Source organism: Kribbella sp. NPDC055071 (assembly GCF_053608045.1).
Window position 1 is genome coordinate 38,408 of the sequence record NZ_JBSGUS010000008.1, and the last position, 25,290, is coordinate 63,697.

A 25,290-nucleotide genomic window follows, 5' to 3' on the forward strand; every position below is an offset into this window, starting at 1 on the left:
CGGATTCTGCTCGTTCACATCCACGGCGGTTGTCAGGTCGATAAGGCGAGCGCGGCTTTCAGGTCAGGTTTGTTGCGGCCCAGGTTGTGATGTCCTCGCGACGGATGGCCGCTGCCATCAGGTCAGGGAAAAGATCGGGTGTGCAGGCGAACGTCGGTACGCCGAGATCCGCCAGCGCGGTCGCATTCTCAGCGTCGTACGACGGTATTCCCGAGTCGGCCAACGCCAGCAAGGCAATCAGTTGTACGCCGGACTCCACCAGCGAACGTGCTCGCCGCAGCATCTCTTCCCGGACGCCGCCCTCGTAGAGATCCGAGATCAGGATCATCACCGTCTCGGCCGGCTTGGTGACGAGCTCCTCGCAGTACGCGAGCGCCCGGTTGATGTCCGTCCCACCGCCGAGCTGTGTCCCGAACAGAACGTCGACCGGGTCATCGAGCTGATCGGTCAGATCCACCACCGCGGTGTCGAACACGACGAGGCTGGTCCGCAGCGTGCGGATCGATCCGAGGACCGCGCCGAACAGCGACGCGTACACAACCGATTCCGCCATCGAGCCGGACTGGTCGATGGCAAGCACCACATCCCGCCGGACGCTGTGGTTCCGGCGCGCGTAGCCGACCAGCCGATCCGGGACGATCGTGCCGAGGGCCGGCGAGAAGTGCTTGAGGTTGGCCCGGATCGTCCGGTCCCAATCGATGTCGGAGTGCCGCGGCCGGCCGGTCCGCCCGGCCCGATCGAGTGCACCCGTGACGGCGGCCCGTGTCCGCTCGGCCAGCCGCGTCTCCAGCTGGGCGACGACCCGCCCGACCACGTCACGCGCGGTCTGCTTGGTCTCCTCCGGCATCACTTCGTTCAGCGCCAGCAGTGTGCTGACCAGATGGACGTCGGGCTCGACCGCACCCAGCAACTCCGGCTCCATCAGCATCCGCGTGAGGCCGAGCCGCTCGACCGCGTCCCGCTGCATGACCTGTACGACGGTGCTCGGGAAGTACTGCCGGATGTCGCCCAACCACCGCGCCACTCGCGGCGCCGACGAACCCAGCCCCGCGGACCGTTGCGTCCCCTCCCCGGCCTCCGCGTCGTACAGCGCCGCGAGTGCCGCGTCGACGGACTGGTCCGCCTTCGACAGCGTCGTACCCAGCTCGGGTGCGGCTTCACCACCGAGCACCAGGCGCCAGCGGCGCGCCTTCTCGTCGCTCATCACACCCCCAGCAACTGTGCGACCACGGGCAGAACGGACTTGGCCAACTCGAGATCGAGCTCGTTGTCGTCAGCAACAATCACCGACGCGGGATCGCCGAGGGCGCGAGCACGCGTGCCGATCGACCGACGTTCCGGCGCGGCGAACGTCCCGAAGGTACGGCGCAACAGCGGCAACACCTCGAGAAACGCATCGTCCGGGATCGCACCCAGCCAGGCATCCACCAACGCGAGCAGGTGTTCGTCGTGGACGAGGAGCAATCCACCGCCGGCCAGGAATCCCTCGACGTATCCAGCGGCGTCGGCGGTCGGCGTACCCGGCGACAATGCCCGCCCGAGCCGCAAAGCGACCTCGTGATCCGGCAACCGGGAGGTATCGAGCATCAGCCGGGTCAATCGGCCCCGAATCAGCGGCGGGACCGGCGCACGATCACTCAACCCCTCCAACGTGTTCAGCCACTCCGACCGCACATCCTCAGCCAGCAAAGCGGTTGCGTCCTGTACACCGTCGATCAATTCCTGTACGGCGGTTGCCGCGTCCGGATCGAGTCCGTGGACGGTCCGGCCGAGGCCCGCGCAGATCCGCGACACCATCCGGCCGGCGACCGAGGCGAGTCCGACGGAGTCGGTGCCGCGGACATCGCCGTACCGCGAAGAACGCGCCAGCGCGGGCAACGCGGCCATCAGGTGACCAACGTCGGCATCGGCCGCGGCCCTCGTGTCGACGCCTCGGAGCAATGCCGGGAGTGCCTCGGCGAGGTCGGCGAGGAGCGATCGCTCCAAGGCGGCCGTGACGTCGGCGAGGGTTGCCGACTCGTCGGCGACGGCGAGCATGACAGTGGTCGCGGCCCTGAGGACGGTCGTGCCGTGCGCGCCGGCGGCAACCAACTCGACCTCGAGACCGGGGTCCCAGGTCAGTCGCCACATCTCGCGGAAGGTGCCCTGAGCCCGCCGTTCGTCGGTGGCCGGCACACCCCAGTGCACGCCGAGGATTCTCAACCGGTGCAGGAGTCTGGACTTCTCCAGGTCGTTCGGTTTGCGGAGGTCGAGCTCGATCACGCGCTCGGTCGCATCCCGCTTCATCCGCAGCCGTCGCGCCTGCGCCGCGAGGTCCGCGGCGACCGGCGCCTGCGGAGTCTCACCGGGGACCGATCCGAGCAGCTCGCCGACGACGGCTTCCCTGGTGACGAGATCGAGGAGTACGTCGTTCCCGCCACAGAGAACAGCCCGGGTCGCCTCGGTGACCTCGCTCAGGCCGGCCAGCGGGCGCTCGCGGAGTGCGGCCAGGGTGTCCGCGAGCCGGACTGCCTCGATGACGTGCGCGCTGGAGACGGGCAGGTCTTCGTTACGGAGGACCTGGGCGACTTTCGACAGCCAGCGTGTCGTGATCTGGTCGGGGGCTGTGAAGAGGTGGTGGTACCAACCAGGAGACGTGATGCCGGCGCCGTACCCACTCGCCGACGCGAGTCGACCGTGCGTCCAAGGGACCCAGGTGCAGGCGACCTTTCGCTTCGGCAAGCCTTTCAGGATGCGTTGGTCGTGGGTTGCCGGGGGCAACGGTAGCTCCAGCGCCGGGACGTGCCAAGCGCCGCAGATCACTGCTATGCGTTCGAATCCTTCGCGAAGGGCCTTGCGCAGCACCGTGCGCATGTAGGCCTCGCGTTGCGCTTCCCGACCACCTGACCGGGGCGGTGGGGTGGGTGATGAATCAGATTCAGCGTCCTCGTCGTGGCGCAGTTCGCGCATCGCATCGGCGATCACGCTGAACGGCTCGGCGCCCTCGCGACGCGACTCGATCACGTCGTCCCACCAACGCTCGGGATCGTCGTACCCACCGGCCTCGGCGAGCGTTGCCAACGGATCGATGGACGCCGCGCGTCGGCTCTCCCGCGCGGTCGAGGCGAACTGGTGTGCGGCAGGGAGGTCGCAGAATCGGACCGGGACTTCGGCGGCGAGTGCGTACTTGATCGCCTGCCACTCCGGGCTGAAGACCGCGAACGGCCAGAACGCGGCGCGGGTCGAGTCGTCGACCGCGTAAGCCAGCAGGGCGACCGGCGGCTCCATCTCTGCCGACGCCGCCAACTCGACGACCTTGTCAGCCTCGGGCGGTCCCTCGATCAGCACTATGTCTGGTCGCAGCTCGGCCAGGGCCGTCGCGACCGCGCGCGCCGATCCTGGCCCGTGATGCCGAATCCCCAATAAATGAACGCTCATCCGGAGATCTCTCGGGCGGCTCGGTAGAACGGCGCCCAGTCGTCGCGTTCGCGGACGACGGTCTCCAGGTACTCGGACCAGACGACTCGGTCGGCGGAGGGGTCTTTGACAACGGCACCAAGGATGCCGCCGGCAACGTCCGTCGGGCGGAGCACGCCGTCGCCGAAGTGCGCCGCGAGGGCGAAACCGCCGGTGACCACGCTGATCGCCTCCGCCGTGGAGAGCGTGCCGGATGGTGACTTCACCGCCGTACGGCCGTCCTCGGTTCGTCCGGACCGCAGCTCACGGAAGATCGTCACGACGCGGCGGATCTCGTCGAGGGCGTCGTCGGGTTGCGGCAGCTCGAGCGCCGTACCGAGTTGGGCGACGCGGCGGGAGACGATCTCGACCTCGTCCTCGGCGGAGTCGGGGAGCGGGAGTACGACGGTGTTGAAGCGCCGGCGGAGTGCGCTGGACAGTTCGTTGATGCCCTTGTCGCGGTCGTTCGCGGTCGCGATGACGTTGAATCCCTTGCGGGCCTGGACTTCCGTGCCGAGCTCCGAGATCGGCAGGGTCTTCTCGGACAGGATCGTGATCAGCGCGTCCTGGACGTCGGACGGCATCCGGGTCAGCTCCTCGATCCGCGCGATCTTCGCATCGCTCATCGCGCGTTGGACCGGGCTCGGGACGAGCGCGGCCTCACTGGGGCCTTGGGCAATCAACTGGGCGTAGTTCCAGCCGTAGCGGATGGACTCTTCCGCGGTTCCCGCCGTACCTTGCACGAGGAGGGTCGAGTCGCCGCTGATGGCTGCGGCCAGGTGCTCGCTGACCCAGGTCTTCGCCGTACCGGGCACGCCGAGGAGGAGCAGCGCGCGGTCCGTGGCAAGGGTGGCGACGGCTACTTCGATCAGCCGGCGCGGTCCGACGTACTTGGGTGAGATCTCTACACCACCGGCACTTCCGCCGAGGAGGTAGGTGACGACGGCGGCCGGTGAGAGCCGCCAGGCCGGCGGGCGCAGCTTGTCGTCGGCGGCCGCGAGCGCGGTGAGCTCGTCGGCGTATTCCTCTTCCGCGTGCGGCCTGAGTACTTCGGTGCTCACGATAACTCCTCGTACATCTCGCGTCGGAAGATCAAGGTCTCGACGAGCCGGCGCCGCCAGGTGTCTTCCTCGCCGGTCGGCTCTCTGGTGATCGGATGATTCAGTACGTCGGGAGGCGCGGCGCGGGCCGTGATACTCGCCAGCCGAGCCCAGGCGCGATTGGTGCCGACCTTCGCCAACTGATCCAAGATCATGCTGGCCAAGGACGCCGGCCACGGCACTGGCAGCCCACCCACCAGCTCCGCCACATCCACCGTCACCCGCAACCCCTCAACAGCCCCAGCCCACTCCCCGGCAGGCAACAACCGCAACAACTCCGCCGGACTCCTGCTGCCTGTGTTCGCATTCACCCGCAACAACTCACGCGCCCACGCAGCCGAGCTCTCGCGAATAGCTGCCTCCGCCCAAGCGGCCTGTAGGGCCTCGGGTGGGCAGCCTTCTACTGGGGTCTCCAGCCAGCTGAGCTTCATGGCTGTGAGTGGGGTGTTGGCGATGATTTGGTGGAGCCACCAGGTGCGTTTGCCTTGGGATTCGGGGGGTGGGGTGTCCAGGGCGTCGCGTTCCATGGTGGGGGTCAGGTGGTGGGGGAGGGTTACGGACAGGACGCCTTGGGATTCGGTCACGTGGGAGTTGAGGCGTTGGATCATGCGTTCGCCGTACTGGGAGCCGGGCATGCGAGCGAGGAGATGCGCGGCGGCTCTGCGGACTTCCTTGGAGCGGTCATCCAAGGCCGCCTCCAGGAACGGCTCGTCCTGGGTGGAGAGACCGTCGGCGAGGATCGCCAGGAAGTCGGTCCGGGTGGGCGCGGACTCGGTGTGCCAGACCTCGGCTAGGGCCTCGCGAGCGGCGGCCGGATCTTGGCGCCTGAGGGCGCTCAGCCAACTGCGGCGCTGGATGGTGTTGCCGTGCGTCCACAACTCAGGATTGTTGCTATCGGCAACCGCCGCGTGCAGGAATCGCCACTCGGGGTTGAGATCCGCCAACCACTGCGCACGACGACCGGCGGCGGCGATGACCAGCGGACGATACTCGGCGCGGTTGCGTGCGTAGTCCGCCAGCGCCGGCAACTGCTCCGGCGGCACGCCCCACCCACGCGCATCCGCAGCGCGCAACCACTCACCCAACGCAGTCGTCTGAAATCCACCAAGCATCGCAGCCAACCGCCGAATCGCCACCGGCCGAGGCAGCGGACCATCATCGCCAGGTGCCGAAGGCAACGGCTCGAGCTCCCGCAACGGCTTACGACCGGCACGCTTGTACACGGTCGCCAGCGCAGCCGCATCGAGTAGCCCGCCCTCCCCCAACTGCTCCTGAATATCCTCCGGCAACTCCTCGAATCGCGCCGGCCGCCGATCCGTCCCCAGCAACGCCGAACTGACCAGCCCGTCCCACCCCTTCACAGGATCACCGGCCGATCGCCGTGCCAGCAGGTGATGGGCCGCAGACCGGCTCGATTCCACTCGCCGGCAACAGTCAGCGCGTCACCGGCCGACACCGCCAGCAGCTTCCACACATCGATCCCCGGAAGAAGCTCAAGCGCATCACCGTCCTGATCGACCAGCGCCCACCCCGAGCCGAACCGAGCAGGCCGGACACCATCCAGCACCAACGGCCAGCGCTCGTTCCACGGGTCCGCCGCGACGGATTCGACGTACGACGCCAACGCCTGCCGCACCGTGAATCCGGCCGGCCGCGGCGCCGGAAACCGCGGAGCGAATTGTGTCAGGAGCGCACGCATCGGCAGCGCCCCGGGATAGAACGACAACGCCCCAGGCACATACTCACCAGGCCGCCCCGGCAACGGATCGAGCGGCCGCCCAGCCGCCGCGAAGTTGAGAATCAGCCCGAGCCGCCCACTCGTTGCCCCACGCAACCAAACCCGCCGGACCGTGAGTCGGTCGTCCGGCTCGATCACCCGGCCGAGCACGAGCCAATCGTCCTCGACCTTCTCCCCCTCGGCCAGCACACGCGCAGTCTCCACACTCCGCCCGATCCGGCTCTGCACGGTATCGGCCAGCGACGGCGGCAACTCCGCGAGCCGATCGTGCGCCGCAACGACCAAATGAATCAGCGACAACTCCTCCAGCAGCTCCCCCGGCCACCCGTGACCACGTCCAACGACCCCGGCCGCACGCCGTACCGCTCCCGCGACTCCCGGCGCCTGCGCGTCCACCATCCGCGCCGCCAGCCGGCTCAGCTCGGTATACGCCCGCTGATCGAACCCGCCCAACCCCTGCCGGACCTGATCGTCCAGCCAACTCCGCAGCTCAGCCATCCCCGCCGACACCCGATCGGCCCGCCGGGTCGCCCGCTGTTCGGCCGCCAGCGGATCGGCGACCTCCCCCGGCTTACGCTCCGGCCGCTCCGCTCGCGCCGCCCGCTGGTCGACCCATGAGGTCACCCACTCCGGCTCGTCCCCGGCGCGGACCTCACCTCCGGTCCACAGCAACAGCAACCCGAGCGCGTGCTTGCAGGGAAACTTCCGGCTAGGACAACTGCACTTGTACGCCGGACCTGCCAGCTCGACCGTGGTCTGGTACGGCTGCTTCCCACTCCCCTGACACAGCCCCCACACCGCCCGCTCCGAGGCTCCCGTGCCGGACCATTTCGCCGTACGGGCCTGGCCTTGGCCCGCCTTCGCAGACGCGGCATCGGGCGCCAACCCCAGCACCCGCTCCACGTCCCACAACCCCACGACGCTCCTCGCTCGACAACCTTCCCCCCGGAAGCATGCCACCCACCCCCGACACACCTCGCGGCGACCGGTTGCTGGGTGGACCAGGTCCGACTTTGTGCACCAGATCCGTGTTTTGTGGCGTGCGGCGTACGGACCTGGTGCACAAAGTCGACTTGGAAGGGCGGGCTCGGCGAGCGGGGGCGGGCTCGGCGGCGGGGTTGGGGGGTTGGGGGTTGGGGGGTTGGGGGTGGGGTGGGGTTAGCCGAAGGCTTGGCGGTTGTGGAGGTCTTCGGGGTAGCCGTTGCCGTTGCTGGTGGTGTGGGGTACGGACTCGGGCGGGGCGGCCGGTGGGGGTGGGGTGTCGGAGAGGCCGTCGCGGATGGTCCCCAGGAGGCGGTGTTCGACGGCTTCCAGTTCGGCGATGCGGTGGCGGATCTCTTCCTCTTCGGCTTTCGCCTCGGCGACGAGCTGGTCGGCCTCGGCTCGGGCCGCCGCGCGGAGCTGCTCGGCCTCCGTGTGCGTAGATGCGCGCACCTGTTCGGCCTCGGACTTGGCCGTCTCGCGGAGGTGATCGGCCGTCCGCTGGCTGGCGCTGAGAACGCTGAGCTCGTAGCGGCGCAGCTCGTCGACCAGGTCGCCGGCCGGGCGTTGGGAGTCGAGGATCGCGGCCGCCGGCTGCGGGATCGCGTCCGGGAGCGTGTTCTCCAGGGCTGCGATCTGCTGGTCGACCCGGGTGAAGAGGTCGGCGACGTTCGTACGCATCTGGCGAATGACGGTCGCCGCCGCCTGGACGCGTTCGTTGGCCTGCCGCTCGCGATCGCGGGCGGTGCGTTCAGCCGAAGTGATCACGTCGAGCGCGATCACCGCGGCCCGCTCGGCCGGATCATCGGGGACCGTCTCGCGCACCGGAACCTCAACAGGCTCGGCCGATGCCGAGGCCTGAGGTGTCATAGCGACAGTCCGCCGCAGCGGGACCTCGCGGATGAAGAGGACGGCGAGCAAGCTCACCAGCGCCGCGCCCGCGGCAATGGCGAAGATCCTGCCGGTGGCATCGCCGTACGCATGCCGCACGATCTCCGCGACCGGCGCCGGCAGCGCGTTCACATCGAGCAGGCTCCCCGCCGAACCACCCTGCGCCGCGGCCGCCGCCTCGGGCCCGAGCGCACGGATGTTGGTCGCGATCAGATCCGTCACCCGGGTGGCCAGGACCGCACCAAGGACCGACACACCCACAGCACCACCGAGGCTGCGGAAGAAGGTGACCGTGGCGCTCGATGCGCCGACCTGGCTGACATCAACAGTGTTCTGTACGGCGAGGACCAGGTTCTGCATCATCATGCCCATGCCGAGGCCCATCCCGAGCATGCCGAGACCGACGTACCAGTAGGGACTGGTGTGGTCGATCGTCCCCAGCACGCCGAGACCGGCGGTGAGGAACAGCCCGCCCAGCACGAGGTACCGCTTCCACTTCCCGAACCGGGTGATCAGCTGCCCGGCCCCGACCGACCCGAGGAACGAGCCGAACATCATCGGGATCGTCAGCAACCCGGCCTCGGTCGCGCTGTACCCGCGGGCCACCTGGAAGTACTGCCCCAGAAAGACCGCGCTGCCGAACATCGCGATCCCGACCGAGAGGCTGGCCACGATCGCCAGTGCGGTCGTGCGTTCGCGGATCACCTTCACCGGTACCAACGGCTCACGCGCGTGCGTCTCGACGATCACGGCGAGGATGGCCAACACCGCCGTACCGCCCAGATAGGCGCCCGTCTGCCACGACCACCACGGGAAGTGCTCGCCGGCGAACGACACCCAGATCAGCGGCAGGCTGGCGGCGCCCGCGATCAGCAAGGCTCCGATGTAGTCCATCTTGACCTTGCGCTTGACCAGCGGCAGGTGCAGGTACCGCTGCAGGATGATCAGGCTGATCACGGCGAGCGGCACGCAGACGTAGAAGCACCAACGCCACCCGAGCCACGACGTATCGACGATCACGCCACCGACCAGCGGTCCGGAGACGGTGGCGACCGCCATCACGGCACCCATGTAGCCGGAGTACCGGCCGCGGTCGCGTGGTGGGATCGCGGCGCCGATGATCGCCTGTGCCAGCGCCATCAGGCCGCCCATCGCGAGCCCTTGCAGCACGCGCGCGCCGATCAGGAACGGAACGTTGTGCGCGGCACCGGCCAACGCCGACCCGATCACGAACATGACGATCGCGAGCTGGACGAGCAGCTTCTTGCTGATCAGGTCGGAGAGCTTGCCCCAGACCGGCGTCGAGACCGTCATCGCGAGCAGGCTGGCCGTGATGACCCAGGTGTACTGGGTCTGCGAGCCTTCCAGGTCCGCGATGATCGTCGGCAGCGCGTTGCTGACGATCGTCGAGCTCAGGATCGCGGTGAACAGCGCAGCCAGCAGCCCGGCCAGGATCTCCAGGATCTGCCGGTGGGTGAGCTGCGGATCCACGGCCGGTACGGCGGAAGCCGGTTGGCTCTGCTGCGGTGGGGCCGGCTGCTGAGCGGACTGCTCGCCGCCTTCGGCATAGATCGAGCGATAGCGGGTCGGCCGGGCATGGCCTGCGGCGTGGTGTGCCGGGCCTGATTCGCCGGCCTCGCTCCGGGTGACAGACATCGAGTTCCGTTCGGGGTCGCTGCGGCCGGAGCAGCGGTGGTGTGCTGCTCCGGGGCGGAAACGGCCGGCACGTGCTTCGTCGTACGCAGGTACGCCGGAACACCAGGTCCTCACCCGGGCCCTCGAGCCCCGATCTGTGGATCGAGACCCCGTCTTTTGGTTGCAACTACCAACAATAAGCCCGCAGCGTCAGCGACCGCTCACCGGGCGCCACCGACCGTCCGTCGACAAGCTCGGTCCATTCCTGAGACGACCCCTCCTCGGGAGAGGGTTTACCGCGTACGATCCGGGTCTTGTTGAGAGATCAACAGCGCCCTCGGCGGAGCTGTCAGGGCCCGCCGAGGGCCACCCTGCTCACGCGAACGCGGAGACCAGTACGTCGACGCACGCGGGAGCCCGCCCGGACAGGACCAAGTTCCCCGGTGCACTGAGCGGCGGCGCGAACGGACCCATCCACAACGGTTCACCTTCCGCTGTCTCACACGTCGTCCCGTAGACCACCGTCCAGGCCGGCGACCCGGTCGACATCTCGACGACCGCCGCCTCGAGATCGTCCACCGGCCGACCCACCACCGGCTCGAACCCGGCCTCGCGACAGGCGCCCACGACGTACTCGTGCAGCCAAGGATCGGCGGGCAACCGCAGCGGCAGACCGGCGAGGTCGATCAGCTTGACCCCGTCATCGGCCCGGTACGCCGCCGGCGCCAGAACGGACAGTGGATCCCGCCACAGCTCCTCCACCTGGAGATCCGCGACCGTCACCTCACCGCGCACGAAGGCGATGTCGAGCTCACCGGTCCGGATCGCCTCCAGATGCTCGACCGCGGATCCGGAGCTGAGCTTGATCTCGACCCCGGGACTCGTCGTCCGCAGCGCCGCGAGCCCGCGTTCGAGCCGCTCCCGCAGACCAGCCGCGGTCCCGATCCGCAGTACGCCGGAGTGCCCGGAGGCGAGCTCCGCGGCAACGTCAGTGGCGCGTTCGGCGGCTGCCAGCACCGTCCGCGCCTCGGCCAGCATCCGCTCGCCGTCGCCCGTCAGCCGGACATGCCGCGACGAGCGATCGAGGAGCCTCAGCCCGAGTTCGCGTTCGAGCCGGGCGACCTGCTGACTGACCGCGGGCTGGACGATTTTGAGCCGTTCAGCGGCCTTGCCGAAGTGGAGTTCCTCGGCGACCGTGACGAAGTACCGCAACTGCCGCAGCTCCATACGACCCCCAGCGATCACGATTCGCTATCACTGCACAGCGTAGCTGCGTCTTGGTCGGCCGACCCGTGGCCCGTTGACTTGAACCATGAGAATCGGACTGTGGATCGACGAAGAAGGCCGCCGGATCGACGAGGTCGGAGCGGACGCGAAGACCGCTGAAGAGGCCGGCGTCGACCGGATCTGGTTCAGCCAACGCCTCGGCTGGGATGCACTCACGCTGATCGCCGGGGTTGCGCCGTACACCTCGACGATCGGCTTCGCAGTCGGCGTCGTACCGGTGTATCCGCGCCACCCGCTCGCCCTCGCCGCGCAGGCGCTCAGTGTGCAGGTGCTCAGCGGCAACCGGCTGACGCTCGGGATCGGGGCAAGCCATCCGCACATGGTCGAGGGCATGCTCGGTCTGCCGATGGACCGGCCCGCCGCCTACATGCGCGAGTACGTCGAGGCGCTCGGGCCGTTGCTTGCCGGGGATGCGACCAACTTCCAGGGCGAACGGATCACCGCCCGCGGGCAGATCGAGATCCCCGGTGCCGAGACGCCCGAGCTGATCCTGGCTGCACTCGGTCCGCAGATGCTGAAGATCGCGGGCGAACTCACCGCCGGTACGACGACCAGCTGGACCGGCCCCGAGGTGATCGAGAACTACATCCGCCCGACGATCGACAAGGCGGCGGCCGGTCGCCCACAGCCTCAGGTCATCGCCGGTGCCTGCGTGGCGCTGACCGACGATCCGGACGGGACCCGCGAGTGGATCCGGCAACGGTTCGGCGCGGCCGGTGACATGCCGTCGTACCGGGCGGTGCTGGATCGGGGCGGTAAGGCCGGGCCGGAGGACACGGCCGTGCTGGGTGACGAGTCGGCGGTCGCGCGGGAGGTCCAGCGGTACGCCGACGCCGGGGCGACGGAGTTCTTGTTCTGCCCGGTCGGGACGGCCGAGGAGCAGGCGCGCACGATCAAGTTCGTGCTCGACTACGCGCAGCAGTAGCCGCTGCCGAAGGTGTCAAGGTCGGAGACGTAGCTCAAGCCGTCCAGCTGGGCGTTGATCCGGTCGCTGAGGGACGGGAGCAGTTCGCCGTCGACGATGACGAAGTGGATGTCGGGGTGGCGGGCGAGGATGCCGGTGAGGGCCAGGTCGGTGACGGCTCGCGCGGTCTCGAACGGGAACTCGATCACCCGTCTTGGCCGATCCAGGGCAACCTGGCGCCACTGCGGTGGTGACGTCGGGTGCAGCAACACCGTGGCCGATCTGTCGTTCAGCGCCCGCCACAGCGGTTCCCACGACGGCTCGCCTGGATAGCGTCCGCCGGCATTGCTGAGGAGTACGACGCCGTCCGCGTGCAGGACGTCGTACGCGTAGGCCAGCTCGACCAGCGCACCCTCTACATCCGGCAACGGCAAAGACGCGAAGAAGCCGAACCGACCTGGATGATCGCGACCAAGGCCGGCCGCGGCCTCGTTCACCTGACGCGCCAGCACCTGCGCGCGGAAGTCGTCGCCGAAATGCACACCCGGCGACGACACCGACAGCAGGGCCGTGTCGATCCCGGATTCGTCCATTGCCTCCAAGTGCTGCTGGACAGACCACTTCGGCCAGCCGGGCATCCCGTCTGGCCGAAGGTGTCCCGCCCGCTCCGCCGCGGCGACGTACTCCGGCGGCAGGAAGTGCGCGTGGAGGTCGATCAACGTCATCCCGCCACCGGGTGCAGGAGGTCCTCCAACCCGATCCGGCGAAGAAGCTCGGCGCGTACCCGGTCGGCGACCGGGTTGACCACGGTCGAACCGTCGTCGGACGGGTCGTAGTGCACGCGGAACGGCCGGTGTCCCTTCTCGGTGTCGACCACCTTCACGATCAGCTTCGCCACCTCTGCGACGTCGGCCCACTCGGGCTCCAGCTCGGCGAGACGCTGGCTGACCTGTTCCATCAGCCCTGCGTACTTCGCCTCGTACGCCGCGACCACGTCGGCGTCGGCCGGCGACCCGCTGTGGAGGAAGTGGTTGGTGCCATGGGTAAACGCACCCGGTACGACGATCGTCGTCTCGATCCCGAATCGCGCCAGCTCCAGCGCATAGCTCTGGGCCATCGCGTCCATCCCGGCCTTCGCCGCGAAGTACGGTGCCAGGTACGGCGGCGTGCCACCTCGCGTGCTCGAGCTGCCGACCCACACCACCAGGCCGTCCTGCTGCTTGCGAAGGACCGGCAGCGCGGCCCGATTGAGGCGCTGTGAACCGACCACATTGGTGTCGTAGATGTCGAGGATCTGCTCCGGCGTGAATGCCTCGGCCGGACCGGTGACCATGTGGCCGGCGTTGTGCACGAGTACGTCGAGACGACCTTGCTCACCGACCACGGTGGCGACGGCCTGCTGGGTCGAGGCGTCAGTGCTGATATCGAGCTCGACGGCCCGGAGGTCGACGTTGTGCTCGGTCGAGTACTGCTTGGCGTCCGCGGCAGCGGCCGCGTTGTGACCGGTGAGGCCGCGCATTCCGGCGTACACGGTGTGGCCGGCATCGGCGAGGGCCCGGGCGGTCAGGGCACCGAATCCGCTCGACGCGCCGGAGATCAGGACTGTTTTGGGCATGACGATTCCTTTGACGACGAAGGTGGGGTACTGATCAGGCGGCCGAGCCGCCGTTGGCGTAGATGACCTGGCCGTTGATCCAGCGGGCCGGTCCGGCCAGGAAGGCGATGATCTCGGCGATGTCGGAGGGCTGCCCGAGTCGCTCGAGCGGCGGCTCGGCGGTGATCCGGTCGATCAGCTCCTGCGACTTGCCGTTGAAGAAGAGCGCGGTCGCGGTCGGACCGGGAGCCACGGCGTTGACGGTGACGTCACGGCCGCGCAGTTCGCGGGCGAGGATCAGCGTGATCGCCTCGACGCCGCCCTTGGTGCTGGAGTACGCCGCGTATCCCGGCCGGGCCAGCTTGGTGAGCGAGCTGGAGATGTTGATCAGTGCGCCGCCGCTACGGAGTCGCCGTACCGCCTGCTGGTCGACGACGATGGTGCCGCGAAGGTTGGTACGAACGACCTGGTCGAAGACCTCCAGGTCGAGGTCCGCCAGCGGCGACAGCGGCATGATCCCGGCGGCATGCACGACCACGTCGACCCCGCCGAACTCCTGCTCGGTCCGGTCGAACAGCGCGGCCACCGCTGTTTCGTCGGCCACGTCGGCCTGGACTGCGATCGCCCGGCCGCCTGCCTGCTCGACCTCCTTGACCGCTTCCTCGGCGCCGGTCTTGCTGCCGGCGTACACGATCGCCACCGCGTAGCCGTCGCGGCCCAGCCGGGCCGCGGCCTCGCGGCCGATCCCGCTCGATCCACCGGTCACGATCGCGACCCGTCCGGCCGTGGTGTTCTCGGTCATCGTCCTGCTCCTCGATCTCGGTGTCGGTTCCTGCTGACACCAACGATCTTGCTGCGGTCGGTGCATCAAGTCCAACGACTCAAGTCGATAGGAGGATCAGTTTTGTTGATCTATGTCCCGACCGGGTTGGGTGCCTTCGGGATGCCGGAGATGAGTGGTGACCAGACCGAGCAGAGCTCGGAGCGCTGCGGTCGGCTTTCGCTTCTTCAGGGTCGCCATGTAGAGCGACCACTGGAACGACTCGTCGGCGATCGGTACGACGCGGATCGCATCCATCCCACGGACGGCGTACGCGGGCAGGATGCCGAGGCCGACCCCATGCGCCACGAACTGCACGCCGTTCTCGATACCGAGCGCCTCGACCACCACGTGCCGCGCGATCCCGGCCGCCTCGAAGGCCTGGTCGATCAGGGTCCGCGTGCCGAAGCCGGGTGGGAAGTCCACGAAGGCCTCGTCGGCGAGATCGGCCAGCGTCACCGACCGGCGGCGTGCGAGCCGATGCCCGACCGGTACGGCGAGGGCCTGCGGGACCCGGAGCAGCTCCCAGGCGGTCAGCTCGCGCGGCACACCGTCAGCGGCGATACCGAGGAAGCCGACGTCGATATCGCCGTTCCGCAGCCCGACGATCACGCCGGCCGAGCCTTCGGCGTCGACCCGCAACTGCAGCTCGACGTTCGGATATCTCCGGCGGAACTCACCGGCCGCGGCGGGCAGATCGATCAGCCCCAGCCCCGGCAGCAGCCCGACCCGCACGGATCCACGCATCCCCGCGCCGAGCTCGTCGACGACATCACGCGCGCCCTGGACCGCGTCCATCACCGTGAGCGCCTCGGGGAGAAGCGCCGTACCCGCCTCCGTCAGCACGACGCGCTGAGCGCTGCGCTCGAACAGCGTGACCTTGAGATCCCGCTCCAGTGCCGCGATCGCGGCACTGACCGCGCTCTGGACCACGTGCAGCCGCCGCGCGGCGAGCGTGAAGCTCCGCTCGTGCGCCACTGCCACGAAGTACTCCAACTGCCGCAACTCCACGAGGGCAGCGTACGTAACGCCGTGTCGAGAACAGCGGATCGGCTCCGGCCCAGTCGGCGTCGGCGGAGGAGATCGGCAACCTGGTTGCGAAAACTCTCTACTGAAATCCCTTACAGGTAAGGGGTTTCCGTCAGGAGGGTTGGCGCACCAACTGCTGGTCGACCCAGACGAGATGGCCGTGGTGGCTGACGAGAACCTCATCGGCCCCGGTCGTCCCGGACCGGCGCCCCAGCTCCTGGCCCGCGATCCAACGCCCGCCGATGCGGACCTGGACAGCGATGCTCTGAGCCGGTGAGGTGGCTACTGGCATGGCACCTGACTTCTTCTGGACAGGGGCGGAAGGAATGGGGTGGCGTCGTGCTCTGGGATGGTGCTGAAGATCGGTCATTTTCGTCGCCCTCTGAGGGAAACAAGGCCAACGCGGGGCGCTGGCTTCTCAACCAAAGGCCACCCTACAACCGTGACGGAGAAGACCGTTAGCGGTAACTCTGATTGTTCACGAAGCACAATCGCCGGTACGGCGAGCGTAGGATTCCTCCATCGCGGAACCTCGAGGAGCAGACCCGGGCAGCCACGGCCTGACGTCGTCCAAGCCCATCTTCGTGGTGCAGCTGCACGATGCCCGGCGGCTGCATTACGACATCCGGCTCGAGGTCGACGGCGTACTGAAGTCCTGGGCGGTGCCGCGCGGGCCGTCGCTGGATCCGACCGTGAAGCGGCTCGCGGTGTTCACCACGGACCACGATCTGGAGTACGCGTCGTACGAAGGCGTTCATGCGGACGCGCAGTACGGCAGCGGCGCGGTGATCGTCTGGGACGCCGGGGTCTTCACCAATCTGACCCGCGATGCCCAGCACCGGTTGGTCGACCCGGCTGTCGCGATCGAACGCGGGCATGTGAAGGTGCAATTTCACGGCGTGAAGCTGGACGGCGCGTGGGCCTTTACCCGGACCGGGACCGACTGGCTGCTGGTCAAGGTCAAGGACGCGTCGGCCGATCCGGGGCTCGACCTGACCGTGACTGAGCCGCGCTCAGTTTTGAGCGGTCTGACCATCGAGCAGATGGCTACCAGGCGTTGAGGTGGAGGACCTCGTCGAGTGGCTGCCGGGCGCCGGGCTTGAAGTTCGTCCCGATCGTGTACGCGGTCGGGATCAGGACCGTCTGCCGGATCTCTTCCGGCAGGCCGAGCAGGTCGCTGACCTCCTGCTCGTAGGCCATGTGCAGGGTGGTCCACGCCGTACCGAGGCCGCGGGCTCGTGCCGCGAGCATGTAGCTCCAGGCCGACGGCAGGATCGAGCCCCACAGACCGGCCTGGTTGCCCGCGGGCAGGGTGCGGACCTGCAGGCACGGGATCACCAGCACCGGCACCTGGCCCATCCGCTCGCCCAGGTAGGCGACGCTGTCACCGACCCGGCGCTGCACCGGACCGCGCTCGGGATCGTCGGCGTGGAGCTTGCCGGCCGCGCCCGGTCCGGCCAGGTACTCCTTGACCGCGCGACGGTAGTACTCGCCGATTGCCGCGCGCTTCTCCGCGTCCGTGATCACGAGCCAGTGCCAGGTCTGCCGGTTGCTCCCAGACGGCGCCTGCAGCGCGATCTCGATGCACTCGCGGATCAGCTCCATCGGCACCGGCCGCTCGAGGTCCAGCCGCTTCCGCACGGTCCGTGTGGTCGTCAGCAACTCGTCCGGGCTCAGATCCAGGGTCTCGGTCACGCACCCCTTTGTACAGCTACTCGAAGGGAGCGGGGTCTCCGGCACCGACTCGGACGATCTCAGGCGCGTCCTCCGAGAAGTCGATCACGGTCGTGGGCTCGGTGCCGGCCTCGCCTTCGATCACCGCGTCGACCTGGTTGTCCAGCTCTTCCTTGATCTCCCACCCTTGGGTCATCGCGACCTCGTGGTCGGGCAGGAGCAGCGTGCTGGAGACGAGCGGCTCGCCCAGCTCGCTGACCAGGGCCTGGGCCACGACGTGATCCGGGATCCGTACGCCGACCGTCTTCTTCTTCGGGTGCAGCAATCGCCGCGGCACTTCCTTGGTCGCCGGCAGGATGAACGTGTAGCTGCCCGGCGTGACCGCCTTGATCGAGCGGAAGACGGCGTTGCTGATGTGCACGAACTGCCCGAGCTGCGAGAAGTCCTGGCACACCAGCGTGAAGTGGTGCCGATCGTCCAGGTGCCGGATCGTGCGGATCCGGTCGATCCCGTCCTTGTTCCCCAGCTGGCAGCCCAGTGCGAAACAGGAGTCGGTCGGGTAGGCGATCAGCCCGCCGTCGCGGACGAGCTCCACCACCTGCCCGATCAGCCGCCGCTGCGGATTCTCCGGATGCACATCGAAATACCTGGCCATAGCGGCCGAGCCTACCGCCGCAGATACTCCAGGGCCTGCTCGAAGGTGGCCGAACTGAAGGGCTGGGTACGACGGTCGGGCGGCAGGCCCAGGCCCTCGTACGAGCGACCGGACGGGCTGGTGTAGCGCTCGGACGGAACCGCGATCAGCCAATCGTTCGGCAGGGTCCGGATCGCCGTGTCGGAGAACGCGCCCTGCGTGGTGTCGCCGTACCGGATCGGACGCGGACTCCTGCCGTCGAGCGCGAGCGTGAAGCTCTCGGCCGCACTGACCGTCGCGGTCGAGGTCAGCACCGCAACAGGACCGTGGTACGACGGCCGATTGCTCGGACGAACCCAGATAGACTGCGGCGCGGTGAATCCGTTGTCGGTCCGAGCACTCTTCACATAAGCGACGTACGGCCGCTTGGTCAGCCGCGACGCGATCTGCAGGCCGAGCGGGTCCGAACCACCCTTGTTGACGCGGAGGTCGATCATCAGGCCACGCAAGGGCTTGCGGAAGACGGTGTCGAGGACGTTGTCCAGGGCAACCACATCGGCCGCGTAGTCGTCGCCGTACTCGCCGAAGGTATCGAGCCGCAGGTATCCGATCCGGCCGGGCAGGTCGGCGTACTGGATGTGTCCGTCGCCGTACGACGTGAGCTTGGCACCGTGGAGGTCCTTGGCGATCAGCGTCTGTGCTTGGGCTTCGAGCTCGTCGGACGGGAGTTCGGTGCCGGCGCGGATGCCGCTGAAGGCATCGAACGGCGAGAGCAGGCCGGTGTGCGCGTCGCCGAGCGGTTCGAGCATGCCGGCCATCAGCGTGAAGAGCTCTTCGTCGGACATACCGTCGTGGATCAGCGGCCGGACGCGGTCGCGCTCGGCCTTCCAGTCGATGCCCTTCTGCGTGAAGGACGGGTAGTTCTCGGCGTAGCTCGCCCAGAACACATCGAAAACGGACAGCGGATCGTTGGGGGTGTCAACGGTGCAACGCGTCGGCAGGGTGGTCAGGCGGTGCATCCGCAGGACCCCGACGCTGCCTTCGACCTGGATGCGGCCGGGCCGGATGGTGTACCGGGATCCGTCGCCCTCGTAGACCCCGGGCTGGGTCTGGACGGCGGTGTCGGAGGCCGCGCAGCTGACCTTCGTCAGGTCGTAGAACCGGGCGGATCCGTTGTCGATGGCAACAATGACGTTGTAGCCGTCGGTCTGCCAGACACCGTCGACCGAGACAGTCTGGGCGGGAACGGCGGACGGCACGAGTAGGGATGTTACGGCGGCTAGCGTTGAAGTGATCATGTCCGAAATGCTGGTGCCCGTCCCCCACCGGTGGGAACGGGCAGCAGCGAGGTTCAGGGGCACTCCCGGGAGGTGCCTGACTACTTCCGTCTTACTTGGCCAGTCCGATCGGCGTAGCGGTGATGACGAGGTTGTCCTGGTAGCCGCCGTGGGAGGCGTCGTACGCGCCGGTGCAGGTGATCAGGACGAGCCGGTGATCACCGGTCTGGTCGAAGGCACCGCTCTTGGTCGCGAGCGCGTCCTTCGGCACCGACACGATCGACTTGACCCGGTACGACGCCGTGTGGCCGGAGCCGTTGATCACCACGACCTCACCCGTGGTGATGCGTCGCAACCGGGCGAAGAAGCCCAGCCCCTCGGTCTTGGTGTCGACGTGACCGGCCAGCACCACCGATCCGAACGGATCGCCGGCCTCGGCGCCACCGTCCCACCACCCGACGTCTTTCCCTTCCGCCGGGACCTTGAGCTGACCGTCGACGGTCGTTGCCGGAAGCACCGGTGCCTTCGCGCCGCCGGGCAGCACGACCTGCCCCGGGACGAAACGGATCCGCTGGCTCGGCGCCGGCGTACCGACCCGACCGGGCGGTGCGGTGCCCGGATCGGAGGGTAGCGGGATCGTCGGCGTGATCTCAGTGGCGAGCCCCGGGACGGACGACGGCGCCGGCGTTGCTGTGCCGTCGCCCGTCCCGGTGGTGGCGCTGTCGGCCCTGGCGGTACATCCCGCCAGGACCAGACAGCAGAGTGCGGCCCAGGTCAGCGGCCGTTTCAGCGACGTACCGCCTTCTTGTGGGCCTGTTTGCGGACCGTCACCACAACGGCCAGCAACCCGGCCAGAATCGCGATCGCCCAGAGGCCGGATCCGTGGGACGCGGCAGAGTTTCGCGCCTGGTCAAGCTCTGCCGCCTGTCCGCCGGTTCCGGTGTTCACCAACTGGGGCTTACCCGATCCGGTGGCCGGGAGTTTGATCGTGCCGACGGCAACGGTCATCGTCTTCTGACTCGGTGCGCCGACCGCGAACACGCGGGTCAGATATCCGGCTTTCGCCGCCAAATCCAACGGACCGAGAACAACAGGTGAAGTCGCGCCGGTAGGAACGATCTCGACCGAGTAGGTCGCCGCCGGAACGACTACATCGAGTGATTCCCCGTTCGCGACATTACTGAACAGCACCTTCCCGTTCACCCGGATGTCGGCCGGTCCGACCGCCGCCGTGTGCGCCACCCGCAGCGCCGCCTTGTCGGTCGGGATCGAGTTCAGCTTGTTCGCGTACGTCGTGATCACCGGAGCACCCGTCGGTGACGCCGGGTCGTGGATCACCACGTCCTCACTGACCCCGGTACCGACCGAGACCTGACGCTGGATCACCACCTTTCCGTTCTGCCTGGCAGTGATCATCCGCTTGCCCGCGGCCACACCGAACGGACCGATGAGCTTCGCGGTCTGTACACCGGTGGCCACCGTCCGGCCGTCGATGCTGATGTCCAGACTGCGGCTGGGCAGACCCTGGACGATGTACAGGTCACTCACCACCGCCGCGTCCGACGGCGCCGCGAGTACCACCGGCACGGCTGCCACGGTCACCGCCAGCAGCAGCGGAATCACCCTTCGAACTACCGGACCGCGAATTCTCGAAATTACCCCCTGAGATACTCCGCGGAATTGTCCGGACACGCTCCGTCTCTGCATTCTGTCCCCCCTCGAACTTCACGGAAAAATGCGGCAATAATTGCCGAACCCCACTAATTCGGGCGTATCGTATGCGCAAGTACGATCCGACCGCCAGAGGTAACGAATTTTTTCCGGCCAGGACCGTTTGGGGGGCGACGACGCATGCCAGGACGAGGTTCTGTCGATCGTGAGCTCCTCCCTGGCGTATCGGGGGTGGAGGATCTCAGCCGCACGACTGTGCGGACGCCGGTGCCCCGCGTCGGCGGTTCCGCCCTCCGGCGCGGGGCGGTGGCGGCGATCGCGCTGACTCTGGGGCTCAGCGCGGTGACCGCCTGCTCCCTTGGCGTCGGCGGTCCGGTCGCACCGAGTCCGGGAATCGACACCGAGCCACCAATTGCGAACGGTACCGAGAGCGTTCCGGTAACTCCTGGTCCCGGAATTACCAAGCCCGGAATCCGGCTCATCGCCGTACCGCGATCGGACGGAACGTTCGACATCACCGAGGACGTGCTGTTGCCCTCGGCCATGAACATCCTGCAGGTGCAACTGCCGGAGTCGGGCAAAGACCTGCCCGGGATGATGGCCAGGACCACTCCCAAGGCGACGAACCTGAAGATCGTCGCGGACAACCAGTCCGTGCCGCTCGAGCAGACCAGTCTCGGCGGCGCGGCCGACATCCCGTTGACGACGGCGGCGACCAGGTTGCGTCTGACCTACAAGCTGTCGGGGTCGACGATCCGCACCACACCGTCGAAGCCGGAACGCGCCAGTACGGCGATCCGGCCGCTCGCAGCGGCGTCCGAAGGGACACTGCCGGCCAGCCTGTCGGTGACCAGTGGCTTGCTGAATGCTGTCTGTCCGCTGTTGACCGACACCCGCTGTGCGGCCGGCGATCCACCGAAGCTCGGGATCATGCCGGAGATCCCGGCCAGCAAGGCACTCGTCGTACTGCAGCTGAATCTCCCGCGCGACACCTGATCCGTTTGACCTTCGTCGGGCGCGCGTCCGATGTCCGGCTGTGCATTTACGCTGTGCGCATGAGCGACGAGCGGATCGCGTTGGGGACCAGCCGGGGCCGATGGGTGCTGGCGGCTACCGCGCTGGGGTCGGGGATGGCGTTCCTGGACGGCACCGTGGTCAATGTGGCGCTGCCGGCGATGGGCGAGGAGTTCGGCGCGGACATCGCCGCGCTGCAATGGATCGTCAACGGCTACATGCTGACGCTCGCCTCGCTGATCCTGCTCAGCGGTTCGCTCGGGGACCGGTTCGGACGGCGGCGGACGTTCGTCATCGGCGTGGTCTGGTTCGCGGCCGCGTCCATCGTGTGTGCGGTGGCGCCAAACCTCGAGGTGATGATCGCGGGACGCGTGCTGCAAGGACTCGGCGGCGCGCTGCTCACACCGGGCAGCCTGGCCATCCTGCAGACCTCTTTCCGGCAGTCCGACCGCGGCAAGGCGGTCGGGACCTGGTCGGGCCTGACGTCGGTGGCCGCGGCGGTCGGCCCGTTCGTCGGCGGCGGCCTGGTCGACAGCGGCTCGTGGCGATGGATCTTCGTCCTGAACGCGCCGCTCGCGATCGCGACCGTGCTGGTCACGCTCCGGCACGTGCCGGAGACCCGTGACGAGACGGCGACCGGCAAGCTCGACATCAACGGCGCGATCCTGGCCACGATCGGCCTGGCTGGTCTCACCTTCGGTCTGATCGGCGCAGGCGATGGCGGATTCGGCAGCCCACGCATCCTGGTCAGTCTCGCCATCGGCGTGATCGCGCTGGCCGGCTTCGTCGAGTTGGAACGCCGCAGCTCGCACCCGATGCTGCCACCCGGCATCTTCAAGAACATCCGCTTCACCGGCGCCAACCTGGTGACAGTGGTTGTGTACGGCGCTCTCGGGACCGCGACGTTCCTGGTTGTCGTCTACCTGCAGACCGTGCTCGGGTACTCCGCTCTCTGGGCCGGTGCGTCCCTGCTACCAATGACCGCGCTCATGCTCGGTCTGTCCGGATACGCCGGTGGCCTGTCCGACCGGATCGGCGCCCGGATCCCGATGACCGTCGGGCCGCTGCTGATGGCCGGCGGGTTCCTGCTGATGCTGCGGATCGCGCCGGGCGCCAGTTACTGGACCACAGTCCTGCCGGCCGTCGTCGTACTCGGACTGGGTCTCGTCTCGACGGTCGCACCGCTGACCGCGACCGTGCTGTCGTCGGTCGAGGACCACCACGCCGGGATCGCATCCGGCGTGAACAACGCGGTCGCCCGGTCGGCGCAGCTGATGGCGGTCGCCGCGATCCCGGTGGCAGCGGGGATCACGGGCGACACCTATCGCGACATGGACGCGTTCCAGACAGGCTTCGGGAAGGCGTTGTGGATCTCGGCGGGGCTGGCCGTGGCGGGCGCGGTGATCGCGTGGGTGACCCTGGGCGATCGGACCAGGCAGCCGGTGCTCCGGGTCCATCACCACACCCATTGCGCGCTCGAGGCCCCGCCGTATGCGGACAGTCACACGCCGGCTCGTTGATTATCGAGCCGTGAGGTAGCGCTTGCGTACGTCGGGGGCCAGTCGCTCGATGGCGTAGCGGAGCATGGTGCGCGGCATCCGCGGCGCGTACTGATCGAGGAACGCTCGTAGCTCCGGCTCCGAGACGCGCTTACCGGCTTCCCGCAACATCCAGCCGGACGCCTTGTGAATAAGGTCTTCGCGATCGTCGAGCACTTCGACCGCGAGCGCGTAGGTGTCCGCGGTCTGGCCTACTCCGATCAGGAATTGCGTTGCCACCAAGGCGATCCGGCGTTCCCACAACGTTGCCGAGTGCACCAATTCGTAAAGAATGTCCCGGGGTTTGTCTCGTACGTAGCCGCCGACGATCTGTGGTGCGCTGCAGTCGACCAGGTCCCAGTTGTTGACGTACGCCGTACTGCGTAGATAGAGCTCGTGGATCGCGGTGACTTCGGCGGGGTTCGCCGTACGCGGCTGGAGAGCGCGGGAGGCTCGATCGGCCAGCAGGCAGAGGATCGTCAGCCGGTGCTCGTGGACCGGGCCGGCGAGGGCTTGCTCGAGCTCGGGCAACGGGAGGTCGGCGCGCAGGTACGGCTTGAGGATGCCACGGATCGTCGACAGCTTCACGCCGATCATCTGGTCGCCGTGGCCGTACCCTCCAGGCTGCAGCTGGAAGTAGCGCGACAGCACCTCCGCCGTCGCCGGGTCGGCGACGGCGTCAACCTCTGCCAGCAGGTCCTGCGTGTTCAGAGGACCAGACCGCCGGTCGCGCGGAGGTTCTGGCCAGTCATCCAGCGGCCGTCCGGGCCGGCCAGGAACGCGACCACGTCCGCGACCTCGGCCGGCTGGCCGACCCGGCCGAGCGCGGTCATCGCCACCAGCGTCTGCTGGACCTCGGGCGGGTTGGAGTCGCGGAACATGTCCGTGTCGGTCGCACCGGACGAGACCGTATTGACGGTGATGCCGCGGGGACCGTACTCGCGCGCGGCGATCTTCACGATCTGCTCCAGCGCTCCCTTGCTCGCGGTGTACAGCGAGTTGCCCGCGAAGGGCAGGGCGGTGTTGAGGCTCGAGATCGCCACGATCCGGCCGCCGTCGGACAGGACGCGGCCGGCGGCCTTGATGGCGAAGTACGGGCCTTTCGCGTTGATCGCGAAGATGTGGTCGTACTCCTCCTCGGTGACGTCGGCGATCGGCTTCAGCATCACCTGGGCCGCGCTGCACACGACGATGTCGAGTGAGCCGGTCGGCTCGAGCGCACGCTCGAACAGTTCCTCGGTCGCGCTCAAGTCGGCCTGATCCGCCTGTACGGCGAACGCCGTACCGCCGGCTGCTTTCACTTCGGCGACCACATCCGCGGCCTTGGCCTCGTTGGCGACGTAGCTGAAGGTGACCACGGCTCCGTCGGCGGCCAACCGCCGTACGATCGCGGCGCCCATCCCCCGCGATCCGCCCGTGACGAGGGCAGCCTTTCCTTCGAGTACACCCATTGCCCTTGTCTATCACCGGGTGGGTCCGTCATGTGCTTGATTGAGTGGCAGCGCTTACAGCGACGTCCACGGGGTCAGGTCACGCTCCGGGGTCATCAGCGGCACACCCGTTGTGAGGCTCGCTCGTTGGGGCATACGGTGAGACCAGGGCAGTTCCATCCGCCAGGACCTACCGGCGTTCGTGGCGCTACCCGGGGGAGATACCGGCGTGACAAGCCACCCAGAGCCGCGGGACGGCGAGATGATCAGAACGACTTTCGACGCTGTGACCGAGGAACTGGAACCGGGAGTACTGCTGGTCAGGCTGTCCGGTGAAATCGATATCGCGACCACCGACTTCGCCTCCGAGTCGATCCGCGCGGCCGTCGCCCCACCGGCCCGGCTGGTTCTGATCGACGTCTCCGCCGTCACGTTCTGCAGTTCGGCAGGTCTCGGCAACCTCGTCGAGGCCCGGAACCTGGCCGGCGAGCAGAACATCACCCTCGCCCTGGTCGGCGTCGGCCGCCCGGTCGACCGCCCACTCGCCGTCACCGGCCTGGGCGGCCAGTTCCGCATCTTCGCCACCGTCCCAGAGGCCCTTACCCAGCTCTAACGACACCCCTGGTTGGCGCTCTTAC

General features: G+C 68.1%; 24 protein-coding genes. 5 read left to right on the forward strand and 19 right to left on the reverse strand.

The features are described 5' to 3' along the window. Nucleotides 1–58 precede the first annotated feature (58 nt). The 7 genes from ACWF4Z_RS15200 to ACWF4Z_RS15230 all read right to left on the reverse strand — a co-directional run bounded on the left by ACWF4Z_RS15200 (nt 59) and on the right by ACWF4Z_RS15230 (nt 11,007). Nucleotides 59–1,204, reverse strand: coding sequence for a VWA domain-containing protein (locus tag ACWF4Z_RS15200; RefSeq protein WP_452243638.1), 1,146 nt, complete (start codon nt 1,202–1,204; stop codon nt 59–61). After that, complete coding sequence (locus ACWF4Z_RS15205) at nt 1,204–3,417, reverse strand: DUF5682 family protein (protein ID WP_452243639.1); 2,214 nt, start codon at nt 3,415–3,417, stop codon at nt 1,204–1,206. Before ACWF4Z_RS15205 ends, ACWF4Z_RS15200 begins: the two co-directional genes overlap by 1 nt. After that, entirely contained in the window at nt 3,414–4,499 is a 1,086-nt protein-coding gene (locus ACWF4Z_RS15210; protein ID WP_452243866.1) for an ATP-binding protein, read from the reverse strand. Before ACWF4Z_RS15210 ends, ACWF4Z_RS15205 begins: the two co-directional genes overlap by 4 nt. Continuing rightward, nucleotides 4,493–5,896 (reverse strand): DUF5691 domain-containing protein, encoded by a 1,404-nt coding sequence (locus ACWF4Z_RS15215; RefSeq protein ID WP_452243640.1) that lies wholly within the window; start codon nt 5,894–5,896, stop codon nt 4,493–4,495. The genes ACWF4Z_RS15210 and ACWF4Z_RS15215 overlap by 7 nt, the downstream gene beginning before the upstream one ends. Beyond that, nucleotides 5,893–7,191, reverse strand: coding sequence for an SWIM zinc finger family protein (locus ACWF4Z_RS15220; RefSeq protein ID WP_452243641.1), 1,299 nt, complete (start codon nt 7,189–7,191; stop codon nt 5,893–5,895). The genes ACWF4Z_RS15215 and ACWF4Z_RS15220 overlap by 4 nt, the downstream gene beginning before the upstream one ends. A gap of 240 nt (nt 7,192–7,431) precedes the next feature. Beyond that, nucleotides 7,432–9,801, reverse strand: coding sequence for an MFS transporter (locus ACWF4Z_RS15225; protein WP_452243642.1), 2,370 nt, complete (start codon nt 9,799–9,801; stop codon nt 7,432–7,434). Nucleotides 9,802–10,155: 354 nt separating this feature from the next. Continuing rightward, nucleotides 10,156–11,007: a LysR family transcriptional regulator gene (locus ACWF4Z_RS15230; protein ID WP_452243643.1), complete on the reverse strand. Its 852-nt coding sequence runs from the start codon at nt 11,005–11,007 to the stop codon at nt 10,156–10,158. A gap of 85 nt (nt 11,008–11,092) precedes the next feature. Between ACWF4Z_RS15230 and ACWF4Z_RS15235 the strand changes: the two genes are divergently transcribed. Beyond that, on the forward strand, nt 11,093–11,992 hold the full coding sequence (locus tag ACWF4Z_RS15235) for a TIGR03564 family F420-dependent LLM class oxidoreductase (RefSeq protein WP_452243644.1): 900 nt from the start codon (nt 11,093–11,095) through the stop codon (nt 11,990–11,992). On the opposite strand, the gene ACWF4Z_RS15240 is transcribed toward ACWF4Z_RS15235, so the two are convergent. The 5 genes from ACWF4Z_RS15240 to ACWF4Z_RS15260 form a co-directional block, all read right to left on the reverse strand. Then, on the reverse strand, nt 11,977–12,696 hold the full coding sequence (locus tag ACWF4Z_RS15240) for an amidohydrolase family protein (RefSeq protein WP_452243645.1): 720 nt from the start codon (nt 12,694–12,696) through the stop codon (nt 11,977–11,979). The genes ACWF4Z_RS15235 and ACWF4Z_RS15240 overlap by 16 nt on opposite strands. Next, nucleotides 12,693–13,586 (reverse strand): SDR family oxidoreductase, encoded by an 894-nt coding sequence (locus ACWF4Z_RS15245; RefSeq protein ID WP_452243646.1) that lies wholly within the window; start codon nt 13,584–13,586, stop codon nt 12,693–12,695. Before ACWF4Z_RS15245 ends, ACWF4Z_RS15240 begins: the two co-directional genes overlap by 4 nt. A 34-nt stretch (nt 13,587–13,620) precedes the next feature. Continuing rightward, on the reverse strand, nt 13,621–14,367 hold the full coding sequence (locus ACWF4Z_RS15250) for an SDR family oxidoreductase (protein WP_452243647.1): 747 nt from the start codon (nt 14,365–14,367) through the stop codon (nt 13,621–13,623). A gap of 96 nt (nt 14,368–14,463) precedes the next feature. Continuing rightward, nucleotides 14,464–15,396, reverse strand: coding sequence for a LysR family transcriptional regulator (locus tag ACWF4Z_RS15255; RefSeq protein WP_452243648.1), 933 nt, complete (start codon nt 15,394–15,396; stop codon nt 14,464–14,466). Nucleotides 15,397–15,526: 130 nt separating this feature from the next. After that, on the reverse strand, nt 15,527–15,706 hold the full coding sequence (locus tag ACWF4Z_RS15260; RefSeq protein ID WP_452243649.1) for a hypothetical protein: 180 nt from the start codon (nt 15,704–15,706) through the stop codon (nt 15,527–15,529). A gap of 268 nt (nt 15,707–15,974) precedes the next feature. Here ACWF4Z_RS15260 and ACWF4Z_RS15265 point away from each other — a divergent pair, with 268 nt between their 5' ends. Beyond that, nucleotides 15,975–16,475, forward strand: a complete 501-nt coding sequence (locus ACWF4Z_RS15265) for a DNA polymerase ligase N-terminal domain-containing protein (RefSeq protein ID WP_452243867.1) — start codon at nt 15,975–15,977, stop codon at nt 16,473–16,475. Here the strand turns inward: ACWF4Z_RS15265 and ACWF4Z_RS15270 are convergent. The 5 genes from ACWF4Z_RS15270 to ACWF4Z_RS15290 all read right to left on the reverse strand — a co-directional run bounded on the left by ACWF4Z_RS15270 (nt 16,462) and on the right by ACWF4Z_RS15290 (nt 20,622). Next, nucleotides 16,462–17,109, reverse strand: a complete 648-nt coding sequence (locus tag ACWF4Z_RS15270; protein WP_452243650.1) for a nitroreductase family protein — start codon at nt 17,107–17,109, stop codon at nt 16,462–16,464. The genes ACWF4Z_RS15265 and ACWF4Z_RS15270 overlap by 14 nt on opposite strands. 16 nt (nt 17,110–17,125) lie before the next feature. Then, nucleotides 17,126–17,743: an L-threonylcarbamoyladenylate synthase gene (locus ACWF4Z_RS15275; RefSeq protein WP_452243651.1), complete on the reverse strand. Its 618-nt coding sequence runs from the start codon at nt 17,741–17,743 to the stop codon at nt 17,126–17,128. Nucleotides 17,744–17,754: 11 nt separating this feature from the next. Further along, nucleotides 17,755–19,020, reverse strand: coding sequence for a S41 family peptidase (locus ACWF4Z_RS15280; RefSeq protein ID WP_452243652.1), 1,266 nt, complete (start codon nt 19,018–19,020; stop codon nt 17,755–17,757). Nucleotides 19,021–19,111: 91 nt separating this feature from the next. Further along, complete coding sequence (locus ACWF4Z_RS15285) at nt 19,112–19,516, reverse strand: class F sortase (RefSeq protein ID WP_452243653.1); 405 nt, start codon at nt 19,514–19,516, stop codon at nt 19,112–19,114. 269 nt (nt 19,517–19,785) lie between these two features. Beyond that, on the reverse strand, nt 19,786–20,622 hold the full coding sequence (locus tag ACWF4Z_RS15290; protein ID WP_452243654.1) for a DUF4397 domain-containing protein: 837 nt from the start codon (nt 20,620–20,622) through the stop codon (nt 19,786–19,788). A gap of 279 nt (nt 20,623–20,901) precedes the next feature. Here ACWF4Z_RS15290 and ACWF4Z_RS15295 point away from each other — a divergent pair, with 279 nt between their 5' ends. Then, nucleotides 20,902–21,666 (forward strand): hypothetical protein, encoded by a 765-nt coding sequence (locus tag ACWF4Z_RS15295; RefSeq protein ID WP_452243655.1) that lies wholly within the window; start codon nt 20,902–20,904, stop codon nt 21,664–21,666. A gap of 59 nt (nt 21,667–21,725) precedes the next feature. Then, nucleotides 21,726–23,204, forward strand: a complete 1,479-nt coding sequence (locus tag ACWF4Z_RS15300) for an MFS transporter (protein ID WP_452243656.1) — start codon at nt 21,726–21,728, stop codon at nt 23,202–23,204. Here the strand turns inward: ACWF4Z_RS15300 and ACWF4Z_RS15305 are convergent, their stop codons facing one another. Both ACWF4Z_RS15305 and ACWF4Z_RS15310 read right to left on the reverse strand, forming a co-directional pair. Next, nucleotides 23,205–23,978 carry a DNA alkylation repair protein gene (locus tag ACWF4Z_RS15305; protein WP_452243868.1) on the reverse strand — a complete coding sequence of 258 codons (774 nt, stop codon included), beginning with the start codon at nt 23,976–23,978 and terminating at the stop codon, nt 23,205–23,207. After that, the gene (locus ACWF4Z_RS15310; RefSeq protein WP_452243657.1) at nt 23,930–24,673 is read right to left on the reverse strand and encodes an SDR family oxidoreductase; all 744 of its coding nucleotides are present in this window, start codon (nt 24,671–24,673) and stop codon (nt 23,930–23,932) included. The genes ACWF4Z_RS15305 and ACWF4Z_RS15310 overlap by 49 nt, the downstream gene beginning before the upstream one ends. A gap of 241 nt (nt 24,674–24,914) precedes the next feature. Here ACWF4Z_RS15310 and ACWF4Z_RS15315 point away from each other — a divergent pair, with 241 nt between their 5' ends. Beyond that, entirely contained in the window at nt 24,915–25,265 is a 351-nt protein-coding gene (locus tag ACWF4Z_RS15315; protein WP_452243658.1) for an STAS domain-containing protein, read from the forward strand. Nucleotides 25,266–25,290: the final 25 nt, after the last annotated feature.

What these genes read in the sequence shown, in the direction of transcription:
- ACWF4Z_RS15245 (WP_452243646.1), bottom strand. Translation starts at nt 13,586, where the DNA reads ATGCCCAAAACAGTCCTGATCTCCGGCGCGTCGAGCGGATTCGGTGCC.
- ACWF4Z_RS15240 (WP_452243645.1), bottom strand. Translation starts at nt 12,696, where the DNA reads ATGACGTTGATCGACCTCCACGCGCACTTCCTGCCGCCGGAGTACGTC.
- ACWF4Z_RS15230 (WP_452243643.1), bottom strand. Translation starts at nt 11,007, where the DNA reads ATGGAGCTGCGGCAGTTGCGGTACTTCGTCACGGTCGCCGAGGAACTC.
- ACWF4Z_RS15310 (WP_452243657.1), bottom strand. Translation starts at nt 24,673, where the DNA reads ATGGGTGTACTCGAAGGAAAGGCTGCCCTCGTCACGGGCGGATCGCGG.
- ACWF4Z_RS15225 (WP_452243642.1), bottom strand. Translation starts at nt 9,801, where the DNA reads ATGTCTGTCACCCGGAGCGAGGCCGGCGAATCAGGCCCGGCACACCAC.
- ACWF4Z_RS15275 (WP_452243651.1), bottom strand. Translation starts at nt 17,743, where the DNA reads ATGGCCAGGTATTTCGATGTGCATCCGGAGAATCCGCAGCGGCGGCTG.
- ACWF4Z_RS15200 (WP_452243638.1), bottom strand. Translation starts at nt 1,204, where the DNA reads ATGAGCGACGAGAAGGCGCGCCGCTGGCGCCTGGTGCTCGGTGGTGAA.
- ACWF4Z_RS15315 (WP_452243658.1), top strand. Translation starts at nt 24,915, where the DNA reads ATGATCAGAACGACTTTCGACGCTGTGACCGAGGAACTGGAACCGGGA.
- ACWF4Z_RS15235 (WP_452243644.1), top strand. Translation starts at nt 11,093, where the DNA reads ATGAGAATCGGACTGTGGATCGACGAAGAAGGCCGCCGGATCGACGAG.
- ACWF4Z_RS15300 (WP_452243656.1), top strand. Translation starts at nt 21,726, where the DNA reads ATGAGCGACGAGCGGATCGCGTTGGGGACCAGCCGGGGCCGATGGGTG.
- ACWF4Z_RS15205 (WP_452243639.1), bottom strand. Translation starts at nt 3,417, where the DNA reads ATGAGCGTTCATTTATTGGGGATTCGGCATCACGGGCCAGGATCGGCG.
- ACWF4Z_RS15250 (WP_452243647.1), bottom strand. Translation starts at nt 14,367, where the DNA reads ATGACCGAGAACACCACGGCCGGACGGGTCGCGATCGTGACCGGTGGA.
- ACWF4Z_RS15280 (WP_452243652.1), bottom strand. Translation starts at nt 19,020, where the DNA reads ATGATCACTTCAACGCTAGCCGCCGTAACATCCCTACTCGTGCCGTCC.
- ACWF4Z_RS15260 (WP_452243649.1), bottom strand. Translation starts at nt 15,706, where the DNA reads ATGCCAGTAGCCACCTCACCGGCTCAGAGCATCGCTGTCCAGGTCCGC.